The sequence below is a fragment of the Halopelagius longus genome (assembly GCF_900100875.1).
Classification (GTDB): domain Archaea; phylum Halobacteriota; class Halobacteria; order Halobacteriales; family Haloferacaceae; genus Halopelagius; species Halopelagius longus.
This window is the reverse complement of the sequence record NZ_FNKQ01000002.1, coordinates 257,071-276,546: the sequence shown is the minus strand read 5'-3', so window position 1 is coordinate 276,546 and position 19,476 is coordinate 257,071. Positions and strand designations below refer to the sequence as shown.

Genomic DNA, 19,476 nt, shown 5'->3' with positions numbered 1-19,476 from the left:
GGCGAACTCCCCTCCGGGCCTTCCGGCCGTTTCGACCGAACCGTTCGCTCGATTCGACGGGAGGAATAATATTCAAATGCGACTCGACAAATATTAGAATAGTATGACGGAGGAGCCTCGGACGGGGGGCGAACCGGAGACGTTCGGTCGATGCGTCGAGTGTGGGGAGGTGTACCCGGTGCAGGAGTCCGACGACGGGTTACGCCCGGTGGGGACGGGCGGGTCCTGCGCCTGCGGGTGCGAGGCGTTCGAACCGATAGCGGAGTAGTGCCGACCGGGGGTCGGTCACCGTCCGACGCTACGCGCCGTCCATCCACTTCTTCCCCCACTCGTGTATCTCGTCGAACGCCGAGAGGAGTTCCTCGCCCTTCGGCGTCAGCGAGTAGTAGACGGCGACCGGACTCCCTTCCTCGACTCGGCGTTCGACGTAGTCTGTCTCCTCTAAGTCGTCGAGTACCCGCGAGAGGGTCTGGGAGTTCGCGTCCGTCGCGCGCTTGAGTTCGTTGAACCGGAGGTCACCCTCCCGGAGGACGTGGATGACGGTCAGTCGCCAGCGAGAACCGACCTCCTCGAAGGTTTTGATGACGGGGCAGTCGCCGTACTTCTCTTCGAGGTTCGTGTGCGATGACATCGATGTGACTTACTCACGGTAACGTTCGCTGAACTATATCAAGGTCACTCTCCAACAGCAAGTGTGATGATGTGACCGCCACGGCGGGCACTCATCCGCGTACCGCGCGAAACCGACAGACGACCCAACGACACCATGAAGGTACTCCTACTCGGCGCGAGCGGACGAATCGGACGACGAATCGCGAACGAACTCCTCGACCGGGGGCACGAGGTGACCGGCGTCTCCCGGAGCGGGACCGTCGAGGGAATCGACGACCCCGACTTCGAGGCCGTCGCGGGCGACGCGACCGACGCCGACGACGTGGCGGAACTGGCCGAAGGGTACGACGCCGTCGCCTCCGCGCTCGGACCCTCCGGAGACGAAGACGTCGAAGTCCTCCCCGAGATGGCCGAGGCCGTCGTCGCGGGACTCCGGGAGGCAGGAGTCGACCGCCTCGTCTGGACGGGCGGCGCGGGCGGTCTGAACGTCGGACCGGACACGCTACTGGTCGAAACCGACGAGTTCCCCGACGAGATAGAACCCCTCGCCCGGTCGGCAATCGACGCGTTGGAGGTTCTCCGCGACGCCGACGACCTGCGCTGGACCTACGTCGCGCCGGCCGCGATAATCGAACCCGGCGAGCGAACGGGTGAGTTCCGGACGGCCGAGGGCGAACTCGTCGCCGACGAGGACGGCGAGAGTTACATCACGATGGAGGACTTCGCCATCGCGTTCGTCGACGAACTGGAAAACGGCGAGGCGGTTCACTCCCGTCTCGGCGTCGGGTACTGACGCCGCGGCGACGGCGCGGGCGACGCTAGTAGTACCACGGATACTGGCGGAAGTCCGGTTCTCGCTTCTCCAAGAACGCGTCGCGACCCTCTTGGGCCTCCTCGGTCATGTAGGCCAGACGGGTCGCCTCGCCCGCGAACACCTGTTGGCCGACCATGCCGTCGTCGGCCATGTTGAACGCGTACTTGAGCATCCGCATCGCCGTCGGCGACTTCTTCGTCATCTCGTCGGCCCACTCCAAGGCCACGTCCTCTAACTCCTCGTGCGGAATCACCTCGTTGACCATGCCCATCTGTTCGGCCTCCTCGGCGGAGTAGGTCTTCCCGCGGAAGAACACCTCGCGGGCCTTCTTCTGGCCGATCTGTTTGGCGAGGTACGCCGACCCGAACCCGCCGTCGAAGGAGGCCACGTCGGGGTCGGTCTGGAGGAACTTCGCGTGTTCCGCCGACGCGAGCGTCAGGTCGCAGACGACGTGAAGCGAGTGACCGCCGCCGACGGCCCACCCGGGGACGACGGCGACGACGGGTTTCGGCACGAACCGGATGAGACGCTGGACTTCGAGGACGTGGAGGCGTCCGGCCTTCGCCTCGCGGACGAGTTCGTCGTCGGACTCGTCGACGTCGTCGCCCTCGCGGTACTCGTAGCCCGACCCGCCGCGGACCGACTGGTCGCCGCCGGCGCAGAACGCCCACCCGCCGTCCTTCGGCGAGGGGCCGTTGCCGGTGAGGAGGATACAGCCCACGTCGGCCTGCTTTCGGGCGTGATCGAGTGCGGCGTACAGTTCGTCCACCGTCCCCGGGCGGAACGCGTTGCGGACCTCCGGGCGGTCGAACGCGATGCGCACGGCGGGGACGTCCTCCGCGCGGTGGTAGGTGATGTCGTCGAACTCGTCTGCACCCTCCACCTGACGCCACCGCTCTGCGTCGAAGATATCCGAAACCATGCCGGAGAGGGGGACGGCGCGCGCAAAAAGATTCGCTTCCGGCGCGCCGTCGGTCGAAATTCTCAGATCCGGCGGAGCGATGCGAGGGCCGACGCGACGGACGAAAGCGAGAGGACGCCGAGTGCGGCGACGCCGCCGCCGACGAACCCGGCGACGACGAGTTCCGACGGCGCGATCGGGCTGTTCGCCGCCGCCGCGCCGGCGAAGATGGCCGCGACGAGGGAGAGGTTGTACCAGACGAAGCGGAGGACGACGAACGCGGCGTCCATCGGCGGCCACTCCGGGCCGACGGCGAGGCGGCCGTTCCGGTAGGCGGCGATGCCGCACGAGAGGACGACCGTAGCACCCATCGCCGCGGAGGAGGCGACGATGTCGCCCGCGAAGACGGAGAACAGAAGCGCCGGAAGACCCAAGACGAGGCCCTCCGCCGTCCCGTCGAACAGGTCTTCGAGCCACCGACCGAGGGGGTCGTTCTTGGACTCCTCGCGCGGTCTGAGTCGGCGTTCCTCGGTCGCTCGGTCCGTACCTCGTTGGGACATGGCCCGTAGTTCGACCAGAACCGTCAAAAACGTACTGCGACGGCGCGGTTCGACGCCCGGCGTCTCCGGGACGGCGAGGCGGTCAGCCGTCCTCGGCCAGTCGCTCCACGACGCGTTCGTGGAGTCGTTCGCGGGCGCGGTGGCTCTCCTCTGCGTCGGTGACGACTTCGACGACGTGGGACCCCTCGGCGGCCGTCGCCTCGGCGTACGCCTCGCGGAACCCCTCCCGGTCGTCGCCCGCGACTCGCGCGTACGACAGGTCGTAGAGGTCCGCCGTCGGTTCGAAATCGAGGCCGTGCGGCGTCTTGAACTGCGAGGTGAAGGGCGGGTCGTACTCCTCGATGGGGAGCATGTGGAAGATGCCGCCGCCGTCGTTGTTTATCAGGACCACCGTCGCGTCCGCGTCGCACCGGGCGAGTGCCAACAGGCCGTTCATGTCGTGATAGTAGGCGATGTCGCCCGTCACGAGCGTCAACTCGTCCGTCGTCGCGCTTCCCGCGCCGAGGGCGGTGGAGACGATGCCGTCGATGCCGGACGCGCCGCGGTTGCCGAGGACCGTCCGCGCCTTCGTCGTCGGGCGGGCGAAGCGGTCGGCGTCGCGGACGGGCATCGAGTTCGAGACGAACAGGGTGGAGGGTTGCGGCGCGAGTTCCGCCACGTCCGCGAGGACGCGCCCCTCGGGAGGGACCGCCGTCTCGGCGTCGGCGGCGTCCGCACTCGCGTCGAACGCCTCCCAGTGGGCCGCTTCGGCCGCCTCGAACCGCCGCCGCCACTCGGCGCTTCCGGGGCCCGCGAGCAGACGGGAGAGGCGCGTCAGGAGGCGCGAGGGGTCGGCGACGACGAGGTCCGTCGCCGTGAACTCCGCTTCGCGCCACTCGCCCGCGGGGTCGATTACGAGTTGCTCGGCGTCCGTGCGGGCGAGATAGTTCCGGAGCGTCTTCGAGGTGGGCGAGGCGCCGAAGCGAAGCACCACGTCCGGGTCGGGCCACTCGGCGGTGACGCGCGGGTCGAGGTAGGAGTCGTACCCGCCGAGGGTGGGCGTGACGCGGACGTGCCCGCCGAAGCGGACGCCCGAGAGCGGGTCCGCGAGGACCGGAAAGCCCGACGCGTGGGCGAACGCGGCGACCGCTTCGCCGTCCACGCCGGGGGCGTCCGCCGGACCGGCGACGACGAGTCCGCGCGGTTCCGAGATGCGCTCGGCCAGCGAGCGCAGTTCGTCGTCTCCGAGTTCGGGGACGCCCGGCGTCGTCTTCACGAACGCGCCGTCGCGCCCCGACGCCGCGAGTTCCGGCAGGTCGTCGGGCACGTCGCCCTCGACGGGCGTCGGTTCCAGCGGTTTGCGGAACGGGACGTTGAGGTGGACGGGACCCGACGGCGTCCCCGTCGCCTCCGAGAGAGCGCGCGCCGCAGTCGTCCGGAGCGAGCGGAGTTTTCTGGGTTCCGCTTCGGGTTCGGGGAGGTCCTTGTACCAGCGCACCGCGTCGCCGTACAGTTTCTCTTGGTCGATAGTCTGGTTCGCGCCGGAGTCGCGGAGTTCCGGCGGCCGGTCCGCCGTCAGGAGGAGGAGCGGAACCCGCGACTGGTACGCCTCGATGACCGCGGGGTGGAAGTTCGCCGCCGCGGTGCCGGAGGTACAGACCAGTGGCGTCACGTCGCCCGTCCGCCGGGCGCGCCCGAGTGCGAAGTACGCCGAGGAGCGTTCGTCGAGGTGCGAGAAGACGTGGACGTCCTCGTGTCTGTCGAACGCCTCCGTCAGCGGCGTCGAACGGCTACCGGGCGTGATGCAGACGGCGGAGACGCCGCCCTCGGCCAGTTCGTCTACGAACGCGCGCGCCCAGAGGGCGTTGCGGTTAGGTGCGGTCATGATAGGAGAGTCGTCAGGAGCGTTCCAGCTCGTCGAGTATCGGGCGGTACTTCAGTTGCACTTCGTCCCACTCGCGGTCCGGGTCGGAGTCTTCGACGACGCCGACGCCCGCAAAGAGGGTCGCCGAGTCCTCGCGGGAGACGGCCGACCGGAGGGCGACGGCGAACGACCCGTACCCCGCGGCGTCCACCCACCCGACCGGGGCGGCGTACCACCCGCGGTCGAACGGTTCGGTGTCGCGGATGGTCGAGAGCGCCCGGTCCGGCGGCAGGCCGCCGACGGCCGGCGTCGGGTGGAGCGCCTCTACCAAAGAGAGGACGTGTTCGTCCGTCGCCAGTTCGGCCGTTATCGGCGTCCAGAGGTGCTGGACGGTGGCGAGGCGCTTCACGCGGCGCGCCCCGGCGTTCACCGAGGAGGCGAAGGGGGCCAGTTGGTCCCGAATCGTCTCGGCGACGAGTTCGTGTTCGTGGACGTTCTTCTCGTCGGCCAGCAGTTCGTTCGCCAGCCACTCGTCCTCGGCGGGCGTCTCGCCGCGACCGGTCGTCCCCGCGAGGGCGTCCGTCTCGACGGTTCGCCCCCGGAGGCCGACGAGTCGTTCCGGCGTCGCGCCGAAGAACGACGCCTGCGGTCCGTCGTCGCCGACGGGTTCGACGAGGAAGCGGTAGCAGTCGGGGTACGCCTCGCCGAGTCGCCAGAGCACGTCCGGCACCGACAGGTCGTCCCCCAAATCCACGTCGAGGGCCTGCGCGAGGACGACTTTCTCCAAGTCGCCCGCGCGGATGCGTTCGACGGCGGCGTTCACGCTCGAACGCCAGTCTCCCTTGGCGGTCGTTCGCCGCCGTCCGACGACGCCGGGCGGGTCGGCCGGCGGGCCGGGGTCGGGGAGCGACCGGAGGCGCTCTCGGTGGCGGTCGAGTTCCCGTTCGACCGTCCGGGGGTCGGCGTCCGGGCCGACGGCGGTGACCGTCAGCCACGTTCCGTTGTCCGCGTACGTCACCTGCACGCGCGGGAGGACGAAGCGCGCGCCGGGGAACTGCTCCCACGGGGGGCCGGCGACGCTGTCTGCGTGGAACGCGAACCCGCCGAACAGTCGGGGGCGGGCCGCCTCGGTTCCGGCGTGGACGTCGCCCGACGAGAAGAGGGCTTCCGCGGCCTCGCGGATGCGTTCGAACCGGTTCGGTCCGTCGGCGGTCACCGTCGCCGCCGCACCGCTTCCGACCACCGTCGCCTCGTCGGGCGCGGACCAGACGGTCCGCGGCGCGTCGGCGGCGCGGAGGACGGCCCGGAACTGCGGCTTCGATATCCTGACGGACCTGCTGACGGGGCGTGCGCCCGCCTCGTCGCTCCCCAGCGATTCCATCGACGGGAGATGAGGACGCCACGCTCTTTTACCTGACTATCCCCGATCGGAGAGAAATTCGCCGGTTCGGCCGGCCGAGAACCGTGTTCGCCTCGTCGTCGACGCGCCTCTCTAGCTGTACCGCTCTTCGTTCCACGGGTTCGCCGTGTTCGAGTACCCGCGCTTCTCCCAGTACCCGCGTTCGGGTTCGGTGAGGAACTCGACGCCCGACACCCACTTCGCGCCCTTGTATGCGTACTTGTGGGGCGTCACGACGCGGAGGGGGCCGCCGTGGTCCGCGGGTAGGGGTTCGCCGTCGTACTCGTAGACGAACATGACCTCCTGCCTCCGACACTCCTCCAAGGAGAGGTTCGTCGTGTACCCGTCGAGGGCGTGGAACATGACGTGGACCGCGTCGTCCTCGACGCCCGCCCGTTCCGCCAGCGTCGGGAACGTGACGCCGGTGAACTCGCAGTCGAACTTGCTCCACCCGGTGACGCAGTGGAAGTCCTGAATCTGCGTCTCGGAGGGGAGCGACGTGAACTCGTCGTACGAGAGCGATAGTTCGTCTTCGACCGCACCCCACACCTCGAACTGCCACGAGTCTCGGTCCCACGAGGGAGTTCCGCTCTTCGAGAGGACCGGAAACCGCGACGTCTCTCGTTGTCCCGGCGGGAGTCGCTCGTCGCCGAACTCCTCGTACAAGCCCGTGACGTCTTTCGCCATGTGAGAGGGTTCGCGGCGACGTACGTAACGCTGACGACTGCTCCCGCCGTCGAATACGGGAATCGAGAACTCAGTTTCGGCCGTCGAAAAAGAATCTCTACGAAACGCCGGAGTTCGTTCCGCTAACGACAACGCGGGGCGTAGGAATTAAATAAGCCGGCTCCAAACCCCCGGACGTTCAGATGCCCAAAGTCAATATAAACGTACCAGAGCACCTCGAGATGCAGATCGCACAGCTGGTCGAACAGGGCGAGTTCGTCAGCCGAGAGGAAGCCATCTCCGAACTCCTCTCGACGGGTATCCGCGCGTTCAAGACGAGCGGGCCCATCGACGACGACGACAGAGGCTTCGAGGACGACGGGATGATGGGTCACGAAGACGAGTACGTCTTCTAACCCCCCGTGGGACGAACAGCCAAAAACCCTTAAAGCGGCATCTCGCCTAACTCCGGACATGCACAAGGACGAACTGCTCGAACTCCACGAACAGATGCTCATCATCAAGAACAACTTCGCGGCGCGCGAGGACGTCGACGAGGAGATATTCGAACCCTACGAGCAACTCGGGGTCGACCCCTCCCACGTCCACAAATCCAAGAGCGAGCACAAACACGCCGTCTTCGTCCTCGGTAACGCCCTCGCGACGGCGATGAGCGAGGACGAGTTCTCCAACGCGGGCCGCGTCGGAAAGCGAATGAAGGAACTCGCAGACGATGCAGAGTCGAAACTCTGAGTCGGACACGCCGACTCCCACCGACTCCGGACGGCGGGACGGTAGCCCGGCGTCCGAGCGGTGACGCGATATTCTTGGCCGTCGTGCGCATCGACACGGGTATCAAGGACGACCGAATAGTGTGTGGTATCGCACCGCACGCTACCGACGCCCGCCCGCGGGCGCGGCGAGAAGTTGATAACGGGTCCGTGTAAGTCATAGGCATGATTGACATTCCGGGATGGGTGCCGATACAACAGGGGGCGATGCTCGTCGCGTTCCTCCTCGCCGGAATCGCGGTCTACGCAGTCGACCGACCGGGGGGTCGGTGGGGGGCCGCGCTTCGCCGGCGATTCTTGTTCGGGATTCCGTGGGGGACCGTCGTCACCGTCGCGTTCGTCGTCGCCGTCTACCTGTTCGTCCAAGACGGGCTTCGTCACTGGTACTCGCCGGTGACGCTTCCGTTCCGAGCGTGGTCGTACTTCTACCCGTTGGGTATCGTCACCGCGCCGTTCTCGCACAACGGTGCAGGGCACCTGCTGGGGAACCTCGCGGCGACGCTGACGCTCGCACCGTTGGCCGAGTACGCGTGGGGTCACTACCCGCGCGAACGAGGGTCGGCGTCGATGTCGTCGCGGCGGACGAACCCGTACGTGCGCGCGTTCGTCGTGTTCCCCGCCGCCGTCCTCGTCGTGGGTCTCGCCACGTCCGTCTTCGCGCTCGGACCCATCATCGGTTTCTCCGGCGTCGTCTTCGCGTTCGCGGGGTTCGCCCTCGTCAACTACCCGCTGAAGACGGTGGTGGCGTTGGCCGCCGGACGAGCGCTCCGCCTCGTCTACAACGCGATGCAGGAACCGACGGTCACCGCGAGCGGCCACCCCACGTACGTCACGCCGTGGTGGGCCGACATCGCCATTCAGGGCCACGCGCTCGGCCTGTTCATCGGCGTCATCTTGGGTCTGTACGTCGTCCGCATGCGCCCGTCTGTCGAGCGCCCGTCGGCGCTGAAACTGTGGACCGGATCGGTGCTGTTCGCCGTCTCGCAGTCGATGTGGGCCATCTACTGGTACCGCGGCGGCGAGACGTACGTCCTCTATCGCGCCGTCGGCGTCGCCCTCGTCGCGGTGTTGGCGTTGCTCGTCGTCTTCGCCGCCGTCGCCTCCGACCGGCCCGCCCTGACGGGCGTCTTCGGCGGCCAGTTCTCCTTCCGCCGGTGGCAGGCGGGTGCGGCCTGCCTCGTCGTCGTCGCCGCCGCCGTCTCCGGTCCGGCGGTGCCGTACAACCTCTACACCACCGACGGCGGCGAGTTACCCGGCGAACCCGTGCGGGTCGAAGACTACGAGGTGACGTACGCCGAGGGCGTCCAGAACGGGATGGTGTCTGCGTACCAAGTGGACGCGTTCGGCGAGACGACGAACGTGAAGACGTCGGGCGTGATAGTCAAAAGCGAGTCCCGCGGCATCTGGACGACGGCGGCGAGCAAAGGTCGGTTGGCGTTCGCGGGCAAGGTGCCGATAACGCTCGGCGGCCTCGGGTGGCGCGAGACGGTGTACGCCGAACGCGACGGGTGGAACGCCGTCGACGGCGGGACGGCCTACCGCGTCCACCTGCGGGACGACGGCGAGTCGCGCGTCGTCTACGTCTCCGACGCGGCGACGGCGGGTCCGGTCGTCGGCGGGCGGAACATCTCCGTCGTCCCCACCGCCGACGGCTACTACGTCGAAGTCGAGCGCCGAGACGAGACGGTGAGCGCTCCCCTCCCGAACGAGGGCGAGTCGGTCACCGTGAACCAGATTACGTTCACCCGCGAGAAAAACAGGGTGTACGCGGAGTTCGGCGGGACGCGCGTGCGGGTGCTGAAGAAAGAGCGGTACCGCGGAAGCTGACGGGACTCCCCTCGGGCCGAAGAGACACTCGCCGTCGGAAGACTTCCGAGCGGTCTCGGGTCGAAGAGACACTCTCGGGCCGACGGGACGCCCTCGGGGGTCCGAACGTCGCGGCTCGCCGAGTTACGTATCCCACTCGATTCTGTACAGTTCCGTCTCGATGTCCTTCGATTCGGCGTCGTGGAAGTCGAACTGCCTGTCGAGCGTGAACGTCGCGCGGAAGGCGTGGGTCACCTCGCCGCCCTCGTCCTCGGTGAACGCCTCGACGAACTCGCGAGACCCGGCGTTGTGGATGGAGTAAGAGACGTCCGCCACTTCGGCGGCGGTGGAGAGAAACGCCCGGTCGGCGTGTTCGTGGCCGCGTTGCGCCCCGAACGGCGGATTCATAAGCACCGTCGTCGGCCCGCCCGTCCGGAGTGGCGGCCGCGTCGCGTCCGCGCGTACCCAGTCGATGTCCGTCGTCGTCCCGACGCGGACGCGGTTCTCGGCCGCCGTCTCCAACGCGTCGCGGTCGATGTCGAGGCCGACGACGCGGTCCGGGCCGCGGAGTGCCGCGCCGAGTGCGAGCATCCCCGTCCCGGTGCCGAGGTCGACGACCGTCCTGTTCTCGATGTCGCCGTTGAGGTCCGCGACGTGGACGACGTGGGCCGCGAGGTCCGGCGGCGTCGGGTACTGTTCGAGTTCCGCCCGCGGCGCGTCGAACCCCGCCACGACCGCCAACTGCGTCTCCAAGGCGGATTTCGTCGGCATCAGCAGGAGACGCAGCCGGAGATATCGACCGCGACGCCCTCTCTGCGACCGCGTTCCTCGACGGCGCGAAGGGCGTCCCGCGCGACGTCTTCGTCGGCGACGTCCGTGACGGTCACTTCGACCCGCGCCGCGCCGAGGAACGCCGCCGCGCGGACGAACCCGCGAACCTCGTCGGCGACCGACTGACTGGCGAGGCGACAGTCCTCGTCGAAACAGGTCTCGACGGTCAACACGGCGGGCTGACGCCCCTCGGACGCGAGTCGGGACTTCAGGTCGCGCAGGTACGACGGCGACGTGGAGGACAACGCACTCGCTTCGATTCGGACCGGCGTCACGTCCGCGACTGCGTCGGTGTCGATAGTTTCGGCTTCCTCCGCGCTCCCGTTCGGGGCGTTCGTCGTACTCATGTTGCTCCCCGATAGTCACCGGTTATACAAAAGCCTTTGTGAAATGCACAATGGTAATATTACGGGCGCATTATCGGCATACGACGCCGGGACGGTGGGCGGGGTAAAACGACCACTGGTACTCAAGGAGCATGAACGAGGAATGATACCGGGAAGCACGCTCCGCTTCCCCCTCCCCCTTAGAACCGACGTTCGACGACGAGCGCTCCGTTCGGGTCGCGGACGAGTATCGCGTCGCCGTCGTTGTTCCACACCGGCCGACCCTTCCCCCAGTAGCGCGCGCCGTCGCCGTCGGTTCCCGACCCGGTGTAGAGCGTCAGTTCCCCGCCGGGCGGGAGCGTCGTCCCCTCGGGAACGACGTACCTCGCGCCCGCCTCGTCGGACACCGTCCACCCCGAGAGGTTCAGCGTCTCCCCGCCCCCGTTCCGGAAGACGACGTACTCGTCGTTCAGATTCTCCCCGTCGCGGCCCTCGGCGTCGGCGTGCACCCGAACCACCGCGAGCGTCGTGTTCGACGCGGCGTCGTCGCCGCCGGCGGGCGTCGCACAGGCCCACAGGCCGCGCCCCTCCTCGCGGGCGCGACGTTCCGCCGCCACGTACCGTTCACGTTCGGTAAATGTTCCGTCGTACAGACGGGCGTGTCCGGAGGCGAGCAACTCCCGGTTGAACGACTCGCCGCCGACGCGGACGTACGCCAAGAGACGGCCGTAGTAGTCCCGTCTGTCCGTCACCTCGTCGAAGACGATGCGCACCTCTTCCCCGGCGAGTCGCTCTCTCGCGTACGACGACGCCGTCTCGCCGGCGTCTGCGAGACACGCTCTCCCGGCCGCCGTGTCGGGAACGCCCTCGAACTCCCCGGGCGAGTTCGCCCCGCGCACCTCGGGCGTATCGACGCCGAGGAGGCGGACGGTGTCCCCCGACCCGTTCGAAAACCTGACGTTCACGGTGTCTCCGTCCACGACGCGCGTCACCGTCGCGCGGACGCCGGCGTCGGGTTCGCGTACCGTCGCGGCGTCCGGTCCCCTCTGGCCGTCTGGCGTCGGCGCGACGCCGAATCCGCCGAGGCAGGCGGCGAGAGAGACGACGAGGAGGACGCAGAGCGGATATCGACGTCGCATACGCACGCCGCTTTACGGCACCGCCACATAACGTAATCGCCCGCCGCGAGTCGCGTTCGACGGCCGGCGAAACGGTCGGGATTCCGTCACTTTGGTACAAAGGTTTAAATTTGCGCTCCACCACAAACCTTATAATGGAACGTCCGAGCCGCCAGCGCCAGCGAGAGAAGGAGACGGAGACTGAAACAGAGGCCGACGAACTCATCGCGTGCCCGGAGTGTGAGTCCACCAACATCGTCACCGACGCCGACCAAGGGGAACTGGTCTGTGACGACTGCGGACTCGTTTTAGACGAACGACAGATAGACCGCGGCCCGGAGTGGCGGGCGTTCAACCACTCCGAGCGTCAGTCGAAGTCGCGCGTCGGCGCGCCGATAACGGAGACGATGCACGACCGGGGACTGACGACGACCATCGACTGGAAGGACAAGGACGCCTACGGTCGGTCGCTCTCCTCCGAGAAGCGGTCGCAGATGCACCGCCTCCGCAAGTGGCAGGAGCGAATCCGGACGAAGGACGCGGGCGAGCGCAACCTGCAGTTCGCGCTCTCCGAGATAGACCGCATGGCCTCGGCGCTCGGCGTTCCGCGGTCGGTGCGGGAAGTCGCCTCCGTCATCTATCGGCGCGCGCTGAACGAGGACCTGATTCGCGGCCGTTCCATCGAGGGCGTCGCCACCTCCGCGCTCTACGCCGCCTGCCGACAGGAGGGCATCCCCCGGTCGCTCGACGAAGTCGCGGAGGTGTCGCGCGTGCCGCAGAAGGAAATCGGTCGGACGTACCGCTACATCTCGCAGGAACTCGGCCTCGAACTGAAGCCCGTAGACCCCAAGCAGTTCGTCCCGCGCTTCGCCTCCGCCCTGGGCCTCTCGGAGGAAGTGCAGGCGAAAGCGACCGAGATAATCGACGTCTCCGCCGAGCAGGGCCTGCTCTCGGGCAAGTCGCCCACCGGGTTCGCCGCCGCGGCCATCTACGCCGCGTCGCTCCTCTGCAACGAGAAGAAGACCCAACGCGAAGTCGCCGACGTGGCGCAGGTCACGGAAGTGACCATCCGCAACCGCTACCAAGAGCAGATCGAAGCGATGGGCTTCCGCTGAGTCGGCGCGAACCTCGTCGGCTCGGACGCTCGAACCGTTCTTTCCATCTTTCCGCCGTCTCAGTTCCGCTCTAGCTCTCGCTTTTCTCGCTCGCTCCTCCGACGCGCTCTCCCCCGAATCTCGGAGCTTCGGCGTTTCCCGCCTCTCACTCCGACTGCGCGACGAAGACGACGACGTCCCGGCCCCACAGGCCGAGTCGGTACGACCGCGCCTCGTAGTCGTCGCCGAGCCTCTCTTCGACCTGTTCGCGGAGGGCCGGAGTCGTCACGACCACCGGCGGAATCGGCTCCCCGCGGTCCGCGCGTTCGTCGAACGTCGTCACGTTCTCCGTGCTCGCCTCGTCCAACCCGGCGCGCTCGAAGTACCACGGAAGCGGGAGCCTGTTACCCCACGAGTCTACCACCGGCGGGAACTCGTTTCCGGGGTCCCACCCCGTCGCGTAGTCGGACCCGACGTACAGCACCTCGGGCGTCGATCTGTCGCCGTCCGCGAACCCCGAGACGTTCGCCACCAACGGTTCGACGTCGTCGCTCGGTTGCCCGTACTGCGCGAGGTGGTTGTTCCGGTCGGAGGGGCCGTACACGCCCGCGGCGGTCACCGCGCCCGCCTGCGCGACGACGGCGACGACGACGAGGACCACCGCGGCCACCGTCGCCGCGTCCGCCGAGGCGAGTCCGCCGCCGAACGGCGCGCCGTCGGCGTTCGTCGCTCTCGCCGCCGCGAGGGCGCGGGTCAACAGGGCGGCGATACCGACCGCGCCGGGGAGCGACAGGGGCAGGAGGACGTGGACGGCGACCCACGGCGCGGACACCTCGGTGACGACGGGGAAGACGAACGCCGCCGCCGCGCCCCAGTAGGCGAACCCCGCGACGAGGGGGCGTCGGTCCCCACGGGCGTACCGCGTCCAGAGGAACGCCGCGACGGCCGCGAGCAGTATCGGCAGACTCGTCCGGGCGAGCGTATCGAGCGTGTCGGAGACGAACGGGAGTATCGCGTGGACGCCGTCGGGGTAGCGGTGCACCACCCGGACGCCGACGAACGTCCACAGGGCGCCGCCGGTCGCCTCCCAGAGGACGAGGTGCCACGTCGTCGGCTTCCAGAGGCCGGCCTCGACGGTCGGCCCGGCGCGGGGGGCGAAGCAGTAGACGGTCACCCCGAGAGAGAGGAGGAACGCGCGCGCGGCGACGTTCCACCGGCCCGCGACACGGGCGTAGACGTCTGCGACGGTCGCTTTGGCGGACGCGCCGCGGTCGACGACGGCGCTCGGTTGGTCGACGAGGAGGACGCCCGCGGCGACCCAACAGAGGACGTACCCCGCGGCGAATCCCGAAGACGCGGCCGCGAGGGGGACCATCGCCGCGGCGGCGTACGCGTCGCGCCGACTCCGGCGGTCGTACGCCCGCACCGCGAACCCGACGGACGCCAAGGCGAAGAACGCAAGCGGAACGTCGCCGCGGAGGAACCGCGAGTAGTAGACCAAGAGCGGGTTGAACGCCAAGATAGCGGCGAAGACGAACGTCTCGACGTCGTCGAGTCGGTCCCGAAAGAGCAGGGCGCAGAGCGGAAGGAGGCCCCCGAGGACGGCGACGGGGAGTCGCGCCGTCGCGTCGGACGCGCCGAGGAGGGCGAACACGTGGCGGTCCACGAGGTACAGGAGCGGTCCGCCCGCGACGGGGCGGTACTCGAACGCGCCGCTTTCGAGGTATCTGAGCGTCCAGTAGCCGACGCGGGCCTCGTCCCAGTGGAACGGTCGCGCGCCGAGGCCGACGAGGCGCGCGAGGAGGGCCGCCGCGGCGAGAACGGCGACGGCGTAGACGAGCGAACTCCGACGGTGTCCGGGGCGTCGTTCGGACGCCGCCGTCTCCCCGCCTCCGGGGGCAACACCGGACGTAGCCCGGTGGCCCGACGAGTCACCCTCGTCGGTGTTGCGAGACATGCGCGACTCTCAGCCGTGACCGAGTAGAAACTTTTTGGTGCGCGCCCGCCGCCGCGTCGCGGTTCGCAAGGCACAAGCCCCGGCGCGGCCGACGCGACGACATGTCACTCCTGGAGTCGCTTCCGCCGCGGCCGCTATCGCCGAAGGAACTCACCGGTCTCAACACCGCCGACGCGTTCGAGTTAGCCGTCTCCGTCGAGAGCGACGGGGACGCGCGGAGTCTCCTCCTCGCCACCGACGCGTGGGTGAAGGGCCTCGCGTTCGACGAGCAGAGCGAAGCGTGGACGGTCGTCGAGACGGTGTCGCTGGACGACCGGCCGCGAATCGAGGGACTGCAGGTCTGCGAGGAGGCGGTGTGGGCGTTCCGCGACGAGACGGACGCCGAAGGTGCCGACGCCGACGACACCGTGGGTGCCGACGAGGCAGACACCGACGCCGAAGTCGCGACCGACGACGACGCCGACTCGGCGTGAGGCGGGGCCGAAGCGAGGGACGACGGGGGGTCGCCGTCGAATCCGGGCCTAGTTTCTAACCGTCGCTGTTCGTACGTCCACGTATGTACGATCGAATACTCGTGCCGACGGACGGAAGCGAGGCGGCGAGGGGAGCGATTCGGAACGCGATAGACATCGCGTCGCAGTACGACGCCACCATCCACGCGCTGTACGTCGTGGATTCGAGCGTCTACGCCTCCGTCGAGACGGGAGCCGACCTCGTCGTCGAGTCCTTAGAGGAGGAGGGGAAGAAGGCGATAGCGGAGGTGACCGACCGGGCGCGCGCCGAGGGCGTCTCCTCGGAGTCGGCCGTCGTCTCGGGGTCCACCCACCAGAGCATCCTCGACTACGCCGACGACCACGACATCGACCTCATCGTGATGGGGACGCACGGCCGGACCGGAATCAACCGCTACCTGCTGGGGAGCGTCACCGAGAAGATCGTCAGAAGCTCCGACGTGCCGGTCCTGACGGTCCGGATGAACGGCGAGTCGGCCGAATCGGAAGACGAGACCGTCGCCTGAGGCGGCGTATCGGACCTTTTTTCGAGGACGGAATCGCTCCATAAAGAGTTTAGGCGCGGTCCCTCGTACCGGAATTCATGACTGAGTACACCGTCGAGTTCGTCGGGACGGACGAGACCATCGAAGTGTCCGACAAACAGACCATCCTCAAGGCCTGCATCGACGAGGGTATCGCACAGGAGTACTCCTGCCGCGTCGGGATGTGTCTGGCCTGTTCCGCCGAAATCCTCGAAGGCGAGGTGACCCAACCCGCCGCCCGCGGTCTGACCGACGAGGAGGCGGAGCGCTTCGCCCTGACGTGCATGGCGCGCCCCCAGAGCGACCTGAAACTCGACCGCGGCGTCTACCCCCCGAGCATCGAGGACGACGCCGCCGCATCGGCCCCCGCGGCCGACGACGACTGACCGGAGCGTCGACGGAGACGACGAGTCAGTTCCGCTGGTAACCTCGTTTTTCGCCGCCACCGACGACGAGAGCCACTGCACGGACCGACGTGTGAGAACACTTCGCACAGTTCGTCGCGCGGAGAGAACGCGTCTCGTCGGCCGATCCGTCCCGCGTTCGTGTCATAGGTTCGAGAGTTATTCTCCGCGACGGGAAGAGGCGACTCGTTCGGGCGCGAATCGACTCGTATGTCACCGGACGAGAGCGACGACGGGGGAGAACGGGTTCACGAACGAGTAGACGCCGCCGTGGAGGAACGCGACGACTGGGCGAGGCGACGGCGCAAGGGGATTCCGACGGACGAGCGACTGCTCGTCGTCGCGTGTATGGACGAACGCATCCCCGTAGAGGCGGCGTTGGGGCTCGAACTCGGCGACGCGCAGGTGTACCGCAACGCCGGCGGGAAGGTGACCGACGACGTGATTCGGAGCGCTGCGCTGACGACGAACTTCTTCGAGACGGAGGAGATAATCGTCGTGAACCACACCGACTGCGGGATGATGAGCGCGCCCGACGACGCCGTGGTCGAAGGACTCGAAGCGCAGGTCGGGGGGTCGTTAGCGGACGTGCACCTCGACCCGTCGCTGCCGGAACTCGACATCGGCGACGCGTCGATAGCCGATTGGGTCCGCATGACGGACGACATCGACGAAGCGTGCGCGGCGCAGGTGGCGTACCTCGAGGACCACGAGTTGATTCCGGAGGACGTCACCGTGAGGGGGTACGTGTACGAAGTCGAGAGCGGGGAACTTCGACGCCCCGGCGAACGCGTCGCGGCGCAGGTGAACGAGAGAGTCGAGGAGTAGATTCGCCGCTACGCCGCCGTCGCCGCGCAGTTGTTCGGTCCGAGTTCCAACTCGAACGCCTCCTCGTCGGCCAACGCCTCCCGTCCGATGTTCGTCTCCACTATCTCCTCGTAGTTCGCGGGCCGCGGCGGCATATCCCCGAGGACGTACTCGACGAACGCCGCCTCGTCCATCGACAGCGCCGAAAGCCGGTCGCGGAGTTCCCCGAGCGTCGCCGTGTACGTCCCGTTCGCCGCGGGTTCGGTCGCCTCTCCGTAGTGGCCGGGCGCAACTGTTACGTCGTCTTCGAACGCCTCGAACGTCTCCGTCAGGGTGCGGTGGAGTCGCCGCGCGGCGTCCGGTGCGCCCTCGTCGCCCTCCGCTAAGTCCGGGCGGGCGACGCTCTCGACGAACAGGCTGTCGCCCGCAAAGAGCAGGTCCGAGAGGCGGAACGCCGTCATCTCCGGAGTGTGTCCGGGTGCGTCCACCGCCGTGAGCGTCGCGTCCCCGACGCGGAGTTCGTCTCCGCCGCCGACGAACCGAACGTCGTACTCCTCGGCGTCGGCGTAGGCGAGTCCCCGGTTCGCGGCTCCCGTCGGGAGGACGATCTCCGCGCCGGTCAGGTCGGCCACGTCGCGGACGCCGCTGACGTGGTCGGCGTGGACGTGCGTATCGACGGCGTACCGGAGTTCAGCGCCGCGTTCGCGGGCGTCCGCGACGTACCGGTCGGCGAAGGCGCGCAGGGGGTCGACGACGGCCGCCTCCTCGCCGGAGACGACGAGGTACGCGAGGCATCCGCTGGAGGGGCGGCGGTACTGGAGCACCGTCGCCTCCGCGTCGGCGGGCACCTCGCGGGCGTCGTACACTCGCGCCCACCCGCGCATCCCGCGTTCGAGGTTCTCGGCGTCGTACCCCGCCTCGCGGAGGAGTTCGGCCACGTAGTCGCTGGCCTCGCCCCGCCCGCAGACGACCACCACGTTCTCGTCCTCGGAGATGCCGTTTTCGGCGGCGAGTTCGCCCACGGTGCCCTGCACCTCGGCCGCCATGAACCGGGAGTAGGGAACGACAGTCGAATCGACCGTCTCGCCGGAGATGCGCCACGCCTCGTACTCGTCTCGGTTCCGAACGTCGAGGAGGCGAACGTCGTCGCCGGACTGCGTCTGGCGGGCAGCCGAACTCTGTTCGGCTACGTCGCCGCGCGCTATCGCGCGGTGGAGTTCCTCGGGAGTCATGCGGAGAGATACGGCGGCGAGGGGGAAGAACGCTCCGCGGACGCGACGGGCCGAAGTTTCAGGGCGCGCGGGCGCGTCTCTCGACGCATGGACGGGAAGCGACTGCGGACCGAAATCGAGGAGTCGAAGGCGACGGAGTTGAACCGACTCGGCTCCCAACAGTTGCTCGTCGCGTTGACCGACGCGCAACTGACGGCCGAACGCGTCCTCGACGTGGCGGCGGCGAGCGAACACGCCGCGCGGGAGACGTTCCGGGGGTGGGCGGACGACGAAGAGGACGACGACGCCCGGGAGGCGTTCGCCGCCGTCGCCGAACAGGAGGACGACCACCTCCGCCGGGTGACCGACGAACTCGACGGGGAGTGGGAGGCCGACGGCGAACCGGGGCCGATGCACGCCTACCTCCGGGGGCGCGAAGCGACAGTGGAGCGAATCGGCGGCGGCATGGTCGGGCGGCCGTTGGTGAGCCTTCGGACGCACAACCAACTCGTCGGCTTCTTCGTCAACGAGGCGGACGAACGCCGCGCGGACGTGATACGCGGGTTGAAGGCCGAGACGGAGGAGGTGTTGGACGACGGCCTCGGCCTCTTGGAGCGAACGTGCGAGACGGACGACGACTGGCAGGCCGCACAGATGGTCGCGGAGTACACCGTCCAACTCGCCTACGACGACTACGCCGACGCCCTCAGAAACCTCGGGTTCGACCCGCGGTCGGTGTGCTGATGACGGACGCTCGTACGGACGGACGCGGCCGCGTCGAGGCGATATGGACGAGTCCGGAGGAGGGCGAACCGATGGAGTCCACCGAGTCGGTGGAGGCCGTCGAGGGCGGACTCCACGGCGACCGGTATCTCCTCGGAACGGGCTACTACTCGCCGTACGACGTCTGTCAGGTGACGTTCGTCTCGGCGTCGGCCATCGAGGAGATACGCGAAGAGACGGGCATCGACCTCTCCGACGGCCGCCACCGGCGGAACGTCGTCGTCTCCGTCTCGGACCTCCGCGCCCTCTTGGAGACGACGTTCCGAATCGGCGAGGCGGCGTTCCGCGGGACGCGCCCGCGCCCGCCCTGCGCGCACGTCGAACGCGTCGCCGGCGAGGAGGGCGTCGCCCGCGCACTCGGCGACGGCCGCGGCGGCATCTGCGCCGACGTGGTGACGCCGGGGACGGTTCGCGTCGGCGACGAACTCGAAGTCGTCGAGGCCGACCCGCGGACGGAGGGGCGGTCGATAATCGACCGCCTGCGCGGCGATGGTGACGACGGTTCGCAGTAGCGAGG

At 68.4% G+C, this 19,476-nt stretch carries 23 protein-coding genes; 12 read left to right on the top strand and 11 right to left on the bottom strand.

From position 1 onward, the window contains the following. Positions 1 to 103 precede the first annotated feature (103 nt). Entirely contained in the window at positions 104 to 268 is a 165-nt protein-coding gene (locus BLS11_RS19345; protein ID WP_175454403.1) for a hypothetical protein, read from the top strand. A 30-nt stretch (positions 269 to 298) separates the two neighbouring features. Here BLS11_RS19345 and BLS11_RS07205 read toward each other — a convergent pair whose 3' ends face one another. Then, entirely contained in the window at positions 299 to 631 is a 333-nt protein-coding gene (locus BLS11_RS07205; RefSeq protein WP_092535233.1) for a winged helix-turn-helix transcriptional regulator, read from the bottom strand. 135 nt (positions 632 to 766) lie between these two features. Between BLS11_RS07205 and BLS11_RS07200 the strand changes: the two genes are divergently transcribed. Beyond that, positions 767 to 1,405, top strand: coding sequence for an NAD(P)-dependent oxidoreductase (locus tag BLS11_RS07200; RefSeq protein ID WP_092535230.1), 639 nt, complete (start codon positions 767 to 769; stop codon positions 1,403 to 1,405). 25 nt (positions 1,406 to 1,430) lie between these two features. On the opposite strand, the gene BLS11_RS07195 is transcribed toward BLS11_RS07200, so the two are convergent. From BLS11_RS07195 to BLS11_RS07175, 5 genes are all read right to left on the bottom strand, one after another. Continuing rightward, on the bottom strand, positions 1,431 to 2,348 hold the full coding sequence (locus tag BLS11_RS07195; RefSeq protein WP_092535227.1) for a 1,4-dihydroxy-2-naphthoyl-CoA synthase: 918 nt from the start codon (positions 2,346 to 2,348) through the stop codon (positions 1,431 to 1,433). A gap of 62 nt (positions 2,349 to 2,410) precedes the next feature. Then, positions 2,411 to 2,887: a DUF8215 family protein gene (locus tag BLS11_RS07190; RefSeq protein ID WP_092535224.1), complete on the bottom strand. Its 477-nt coding sequence runs from the start codon at positions 2,885 to 2,887 to the stop codon at positions 2,411 to 2,413. An 82-nt stretch (positions 2,888 to 2,969) separates the two neighbouring features. Further along, the gene (gene menD, locus BLS11_RS07185) at positions 2,970 to 4,751 is read right to left on the bottom strand and encodes a 2-succinyl-5-enolpyruvyl-6-hydroxy-3-cyclohexene-1-carboxylic-acid synthase (protein ID WP_092535221.1); all 1,782 of its coding nucleotides are present in this window, start codon (positions 4,749 to 4,751) and stop codon (positions 2,970 to 2,972) included. A gap of 13 nt (positions 4,752 to 4,764) precedes the next feature. Next, positions 4,765 to 6,111 carry an isochorismate synthase gene (locus BLS11_RS07180; protein WP_092535218.1) on the bottom strand — a complete coding sequence of 449 codons (1,347 nt, stop codon included), beginning with the start codon at positions 6,109 to 6,111 and terminating at the stop codon, positions 4,765 to 4,767. Between the two features lie 111 nt (positions 6,112 to 6,222). Beyond that, positions 6,223 to 6,816: a sulfite oxidase-like oxidoreductase gene (locus BLS11_RS07175; protein ID WP_092535215.1), complete on the bottom strand. Its 594-nt coding sequence runs from the start codon at positions 6,814 to 6,816 to the stop codon at positions 6,223 to 6,225. Positions 6,817 to 6,998: 182 nt separating this feature from the next. Between BLS11_RS07175 and BLS11_RS07170 the strand changes: the two genes are divergently transcribed. The 3 genes from BLS11_RS07170 (at position 6,999) to BLS11_RS07160 (ending at position 9,413) form a co-directional block, all read left to right on the top strand. Beyond that, entirely contained in the window at positions 6,999 to 7,211 is a 213-nt protein-coding gene (locus BLS11_RS07170; protein WP_092535212.1) for a ribbon-helix-helix domain-containing protein, read from the top strand. Positions 7,212 to 7,269: 58 nt separating this feature from the next. After that, positions 7,270 to 7,548, top strand: coding sequence for a UPF0058 family protein (locus BLS11_RS07165; RefSeq protein WP_092535209.1), 279 nt, complete (start codon positions 7,270 to 7,272; stop codon positions 7,546 to 7,548). Between the two features lie 203 nt (positions 7,549 to 7,751). After that, a complete protein-coding gene (locus BLS11_RS07160; protein WP_092535206.1) occupies positions 7,752 to 9,413 on the top strand; it encodes a rhomboid family intramembrane serine protease in 1,662 nt (553 codons plus the stop codon). Between the two features lie 123 nt (positions 9,414 to 9,536). On the opposite strand, the gene BLS11_RS07155 is transcribed toward BLS11_RS07160, so the two are convergent. The 3 genes from BLS11_RS07155 to BLS11_RS07145 form a co-directional block, all read right to left on the bottom strand. Next, positions 9,537 to 10,163 (bottom strand): METTL5 family protein, encoded by a 627-nt coding sequence (locus BLS11_RS07155; RefSeq protein WP_092535203.1) that lies wholly within the window; start codon positions 10,161 to 10,163, stop codon positions 9,537 to 9,539. Continuing rightward, complete coding sequence (locus tag BLS11_RS07150; RefSeq protein ID WP_092535200.1) at positions 10,163 to 10,570, bottom strand: DUF7961 family protein; 408 nt, start codon at positions 10,568 to 10,570, stop codon at positions 10,163 to 10,165. The genes BLS11_RS07155 and BLS11_RS07150 overlap by 1 nt, the downstream gene beginning before the upstream one ends. Positions 10,571 to 10,749: 179 nt before the next feature. Next, the gene (locus BLS11_RS07145) at positions 10,750 to 11,688 is read right to left on the bottom strand and encodes a lamin tail domain-containing protein (RefSeq protein WP_092535197.1); all 939 of its coding nucleotides are present in this window, start codon (positions 11,686 to 11,688) and stop codon (positions 10,750 to 10,752) included. Positions 11,689 to 11,822: 134 nt separating this feature from the next. Here BLS11_RS07145 and BLS11_RS07140 point away from each other — a divergent pair, with 134 nt between their 5' ends. Further along, on the top strand, positions 11,823 to 12,782 hold the full coding sequence (locus BLS11_RS07140; protein WP_092535194.1) for a transcription initiation factor IIB: 960 nt from the start codon (positions 11,823 to 11,825) through the stop codon (positions 12,780 to 12,782). A 145-nt stretch (positions 12,783 to 12,927) separates the two neighbouring features. Here BLS11_RS07140 and BLS11_RS07135 read toward each other — a convergent pair whose 3' ends face one another. Then, on the bottom strand, positions 12,928 to 14,718 hold the full coding sequence (locus BLS11_RS07135) for a flippase activity-associated protein Agl23 (RefSeq protein ID WP_092535192.1): 1,791 nt from the start codon (positions 14,716 to 14,718) through the stop codon (positions 12,928 to 12,930). Between the two features lie 101 nt (positions 14,719 to 14,819). On the opposite strand from BLS11_RS07135, the gene BLS11_RS07130 reads away from it, so the two are divergent. From BLS11_RS07130 to BLS11_RS07115, 4 genes are all read left to right on the top strand, one after another. Next, on the top strand, positions 14,820 to 15,191 hold the full coding sequence (locus tag BLS11_RS07130; protein WP_245698802.1) for a DUF7964 domain-containing protein: 372 nt from the start codon (positions 14,820 to 14,822) through the stop codon (positions 15,189 to 15,191). 83 nt (positions 15,192 to 15,274) lie between these two features. Next, complete coding sequence (locus BLS11_RS07125; RefSeq protein ID WP_092535189.1) at positions 15,275 to 15,736, top strand: universal stress protein; 462 nt, start codon at positions 15,275 to 15,277, stop codon at positions 15,734 to 15,736. A gap of 77 nt (positions 15,737 to 15,813) precedes the next feature. Next, positions 15,814 to 16,140, top strand: a complete 327-nt coding sequence (locus tag BLS11_RS07120) for a 2Fe-2S iron-sulfur cluster-binding protein (protein ID WP_092535186.1) — start codon at positions 15,814 to 15,816, stop codon at positions 16,138 to 16,140. 228 nt (positions 16,141 to 16,368) lie between these two features. Beyond that, entirely contained in the window at positions 16,369 to 16,986 is a 618-nt protein-coding gene (locus tag BLS11_RS07115; protein ID WP_092535183.1) for a beta-class carbonic anhydrase, read from the top strand. An 8-nt stretch (positions 16,987 to 16,994) separates the two neighbouring features. Here BLS11_RS07115 and BLS11_RS07110 read toward each other — a convergent pair whose 3' ends face one another. Continuing rightward, entirely contained in the window at positions 16,995 to 18,197 is a 1,203-nt protein-coding gene (locus BLS11_RS07110; RefSeq protein ID WP_092535180.1) for an MBL fold metallo-hydrolase, read from the bottom strand. Between the two features lie 87 nt (positions 18,198 to 18,284). Here BLS11_RS07110 and BLS11_RS07105 point away from each other — a divergent pair, with 87 nt between their 5' ends. Both BLS11_RS07105 and BLS11_RS07100 read left to right on the top strand, forming a co-directional pair. Beyond that, entirely contained in the window at positions 18,285 to 18,920 is a 636-nt protein-coding gene (locus BLS11_RS07105; RefSeq protein WP_092535177.1) for a rubrerythrin family protein, read from the top strand. After that, positions 18,920 to 19,471, top strand: coding sequence for an MOSC domain-containing protein (locus BLS11_RS07100; RefSeq protein ID WP_092535176.1), 552 nt, complete (start codon positions 18,920 to 18,922; stop codon positions 19,469 to 19,471). The genes BLS11_RS07105 and BLS11_RS07100 overlap by 1 nt, the downstream gene beginning before the upstream one ends. Positions 19,472 to 19,476 lie beyond the last annotated feature (5 nt).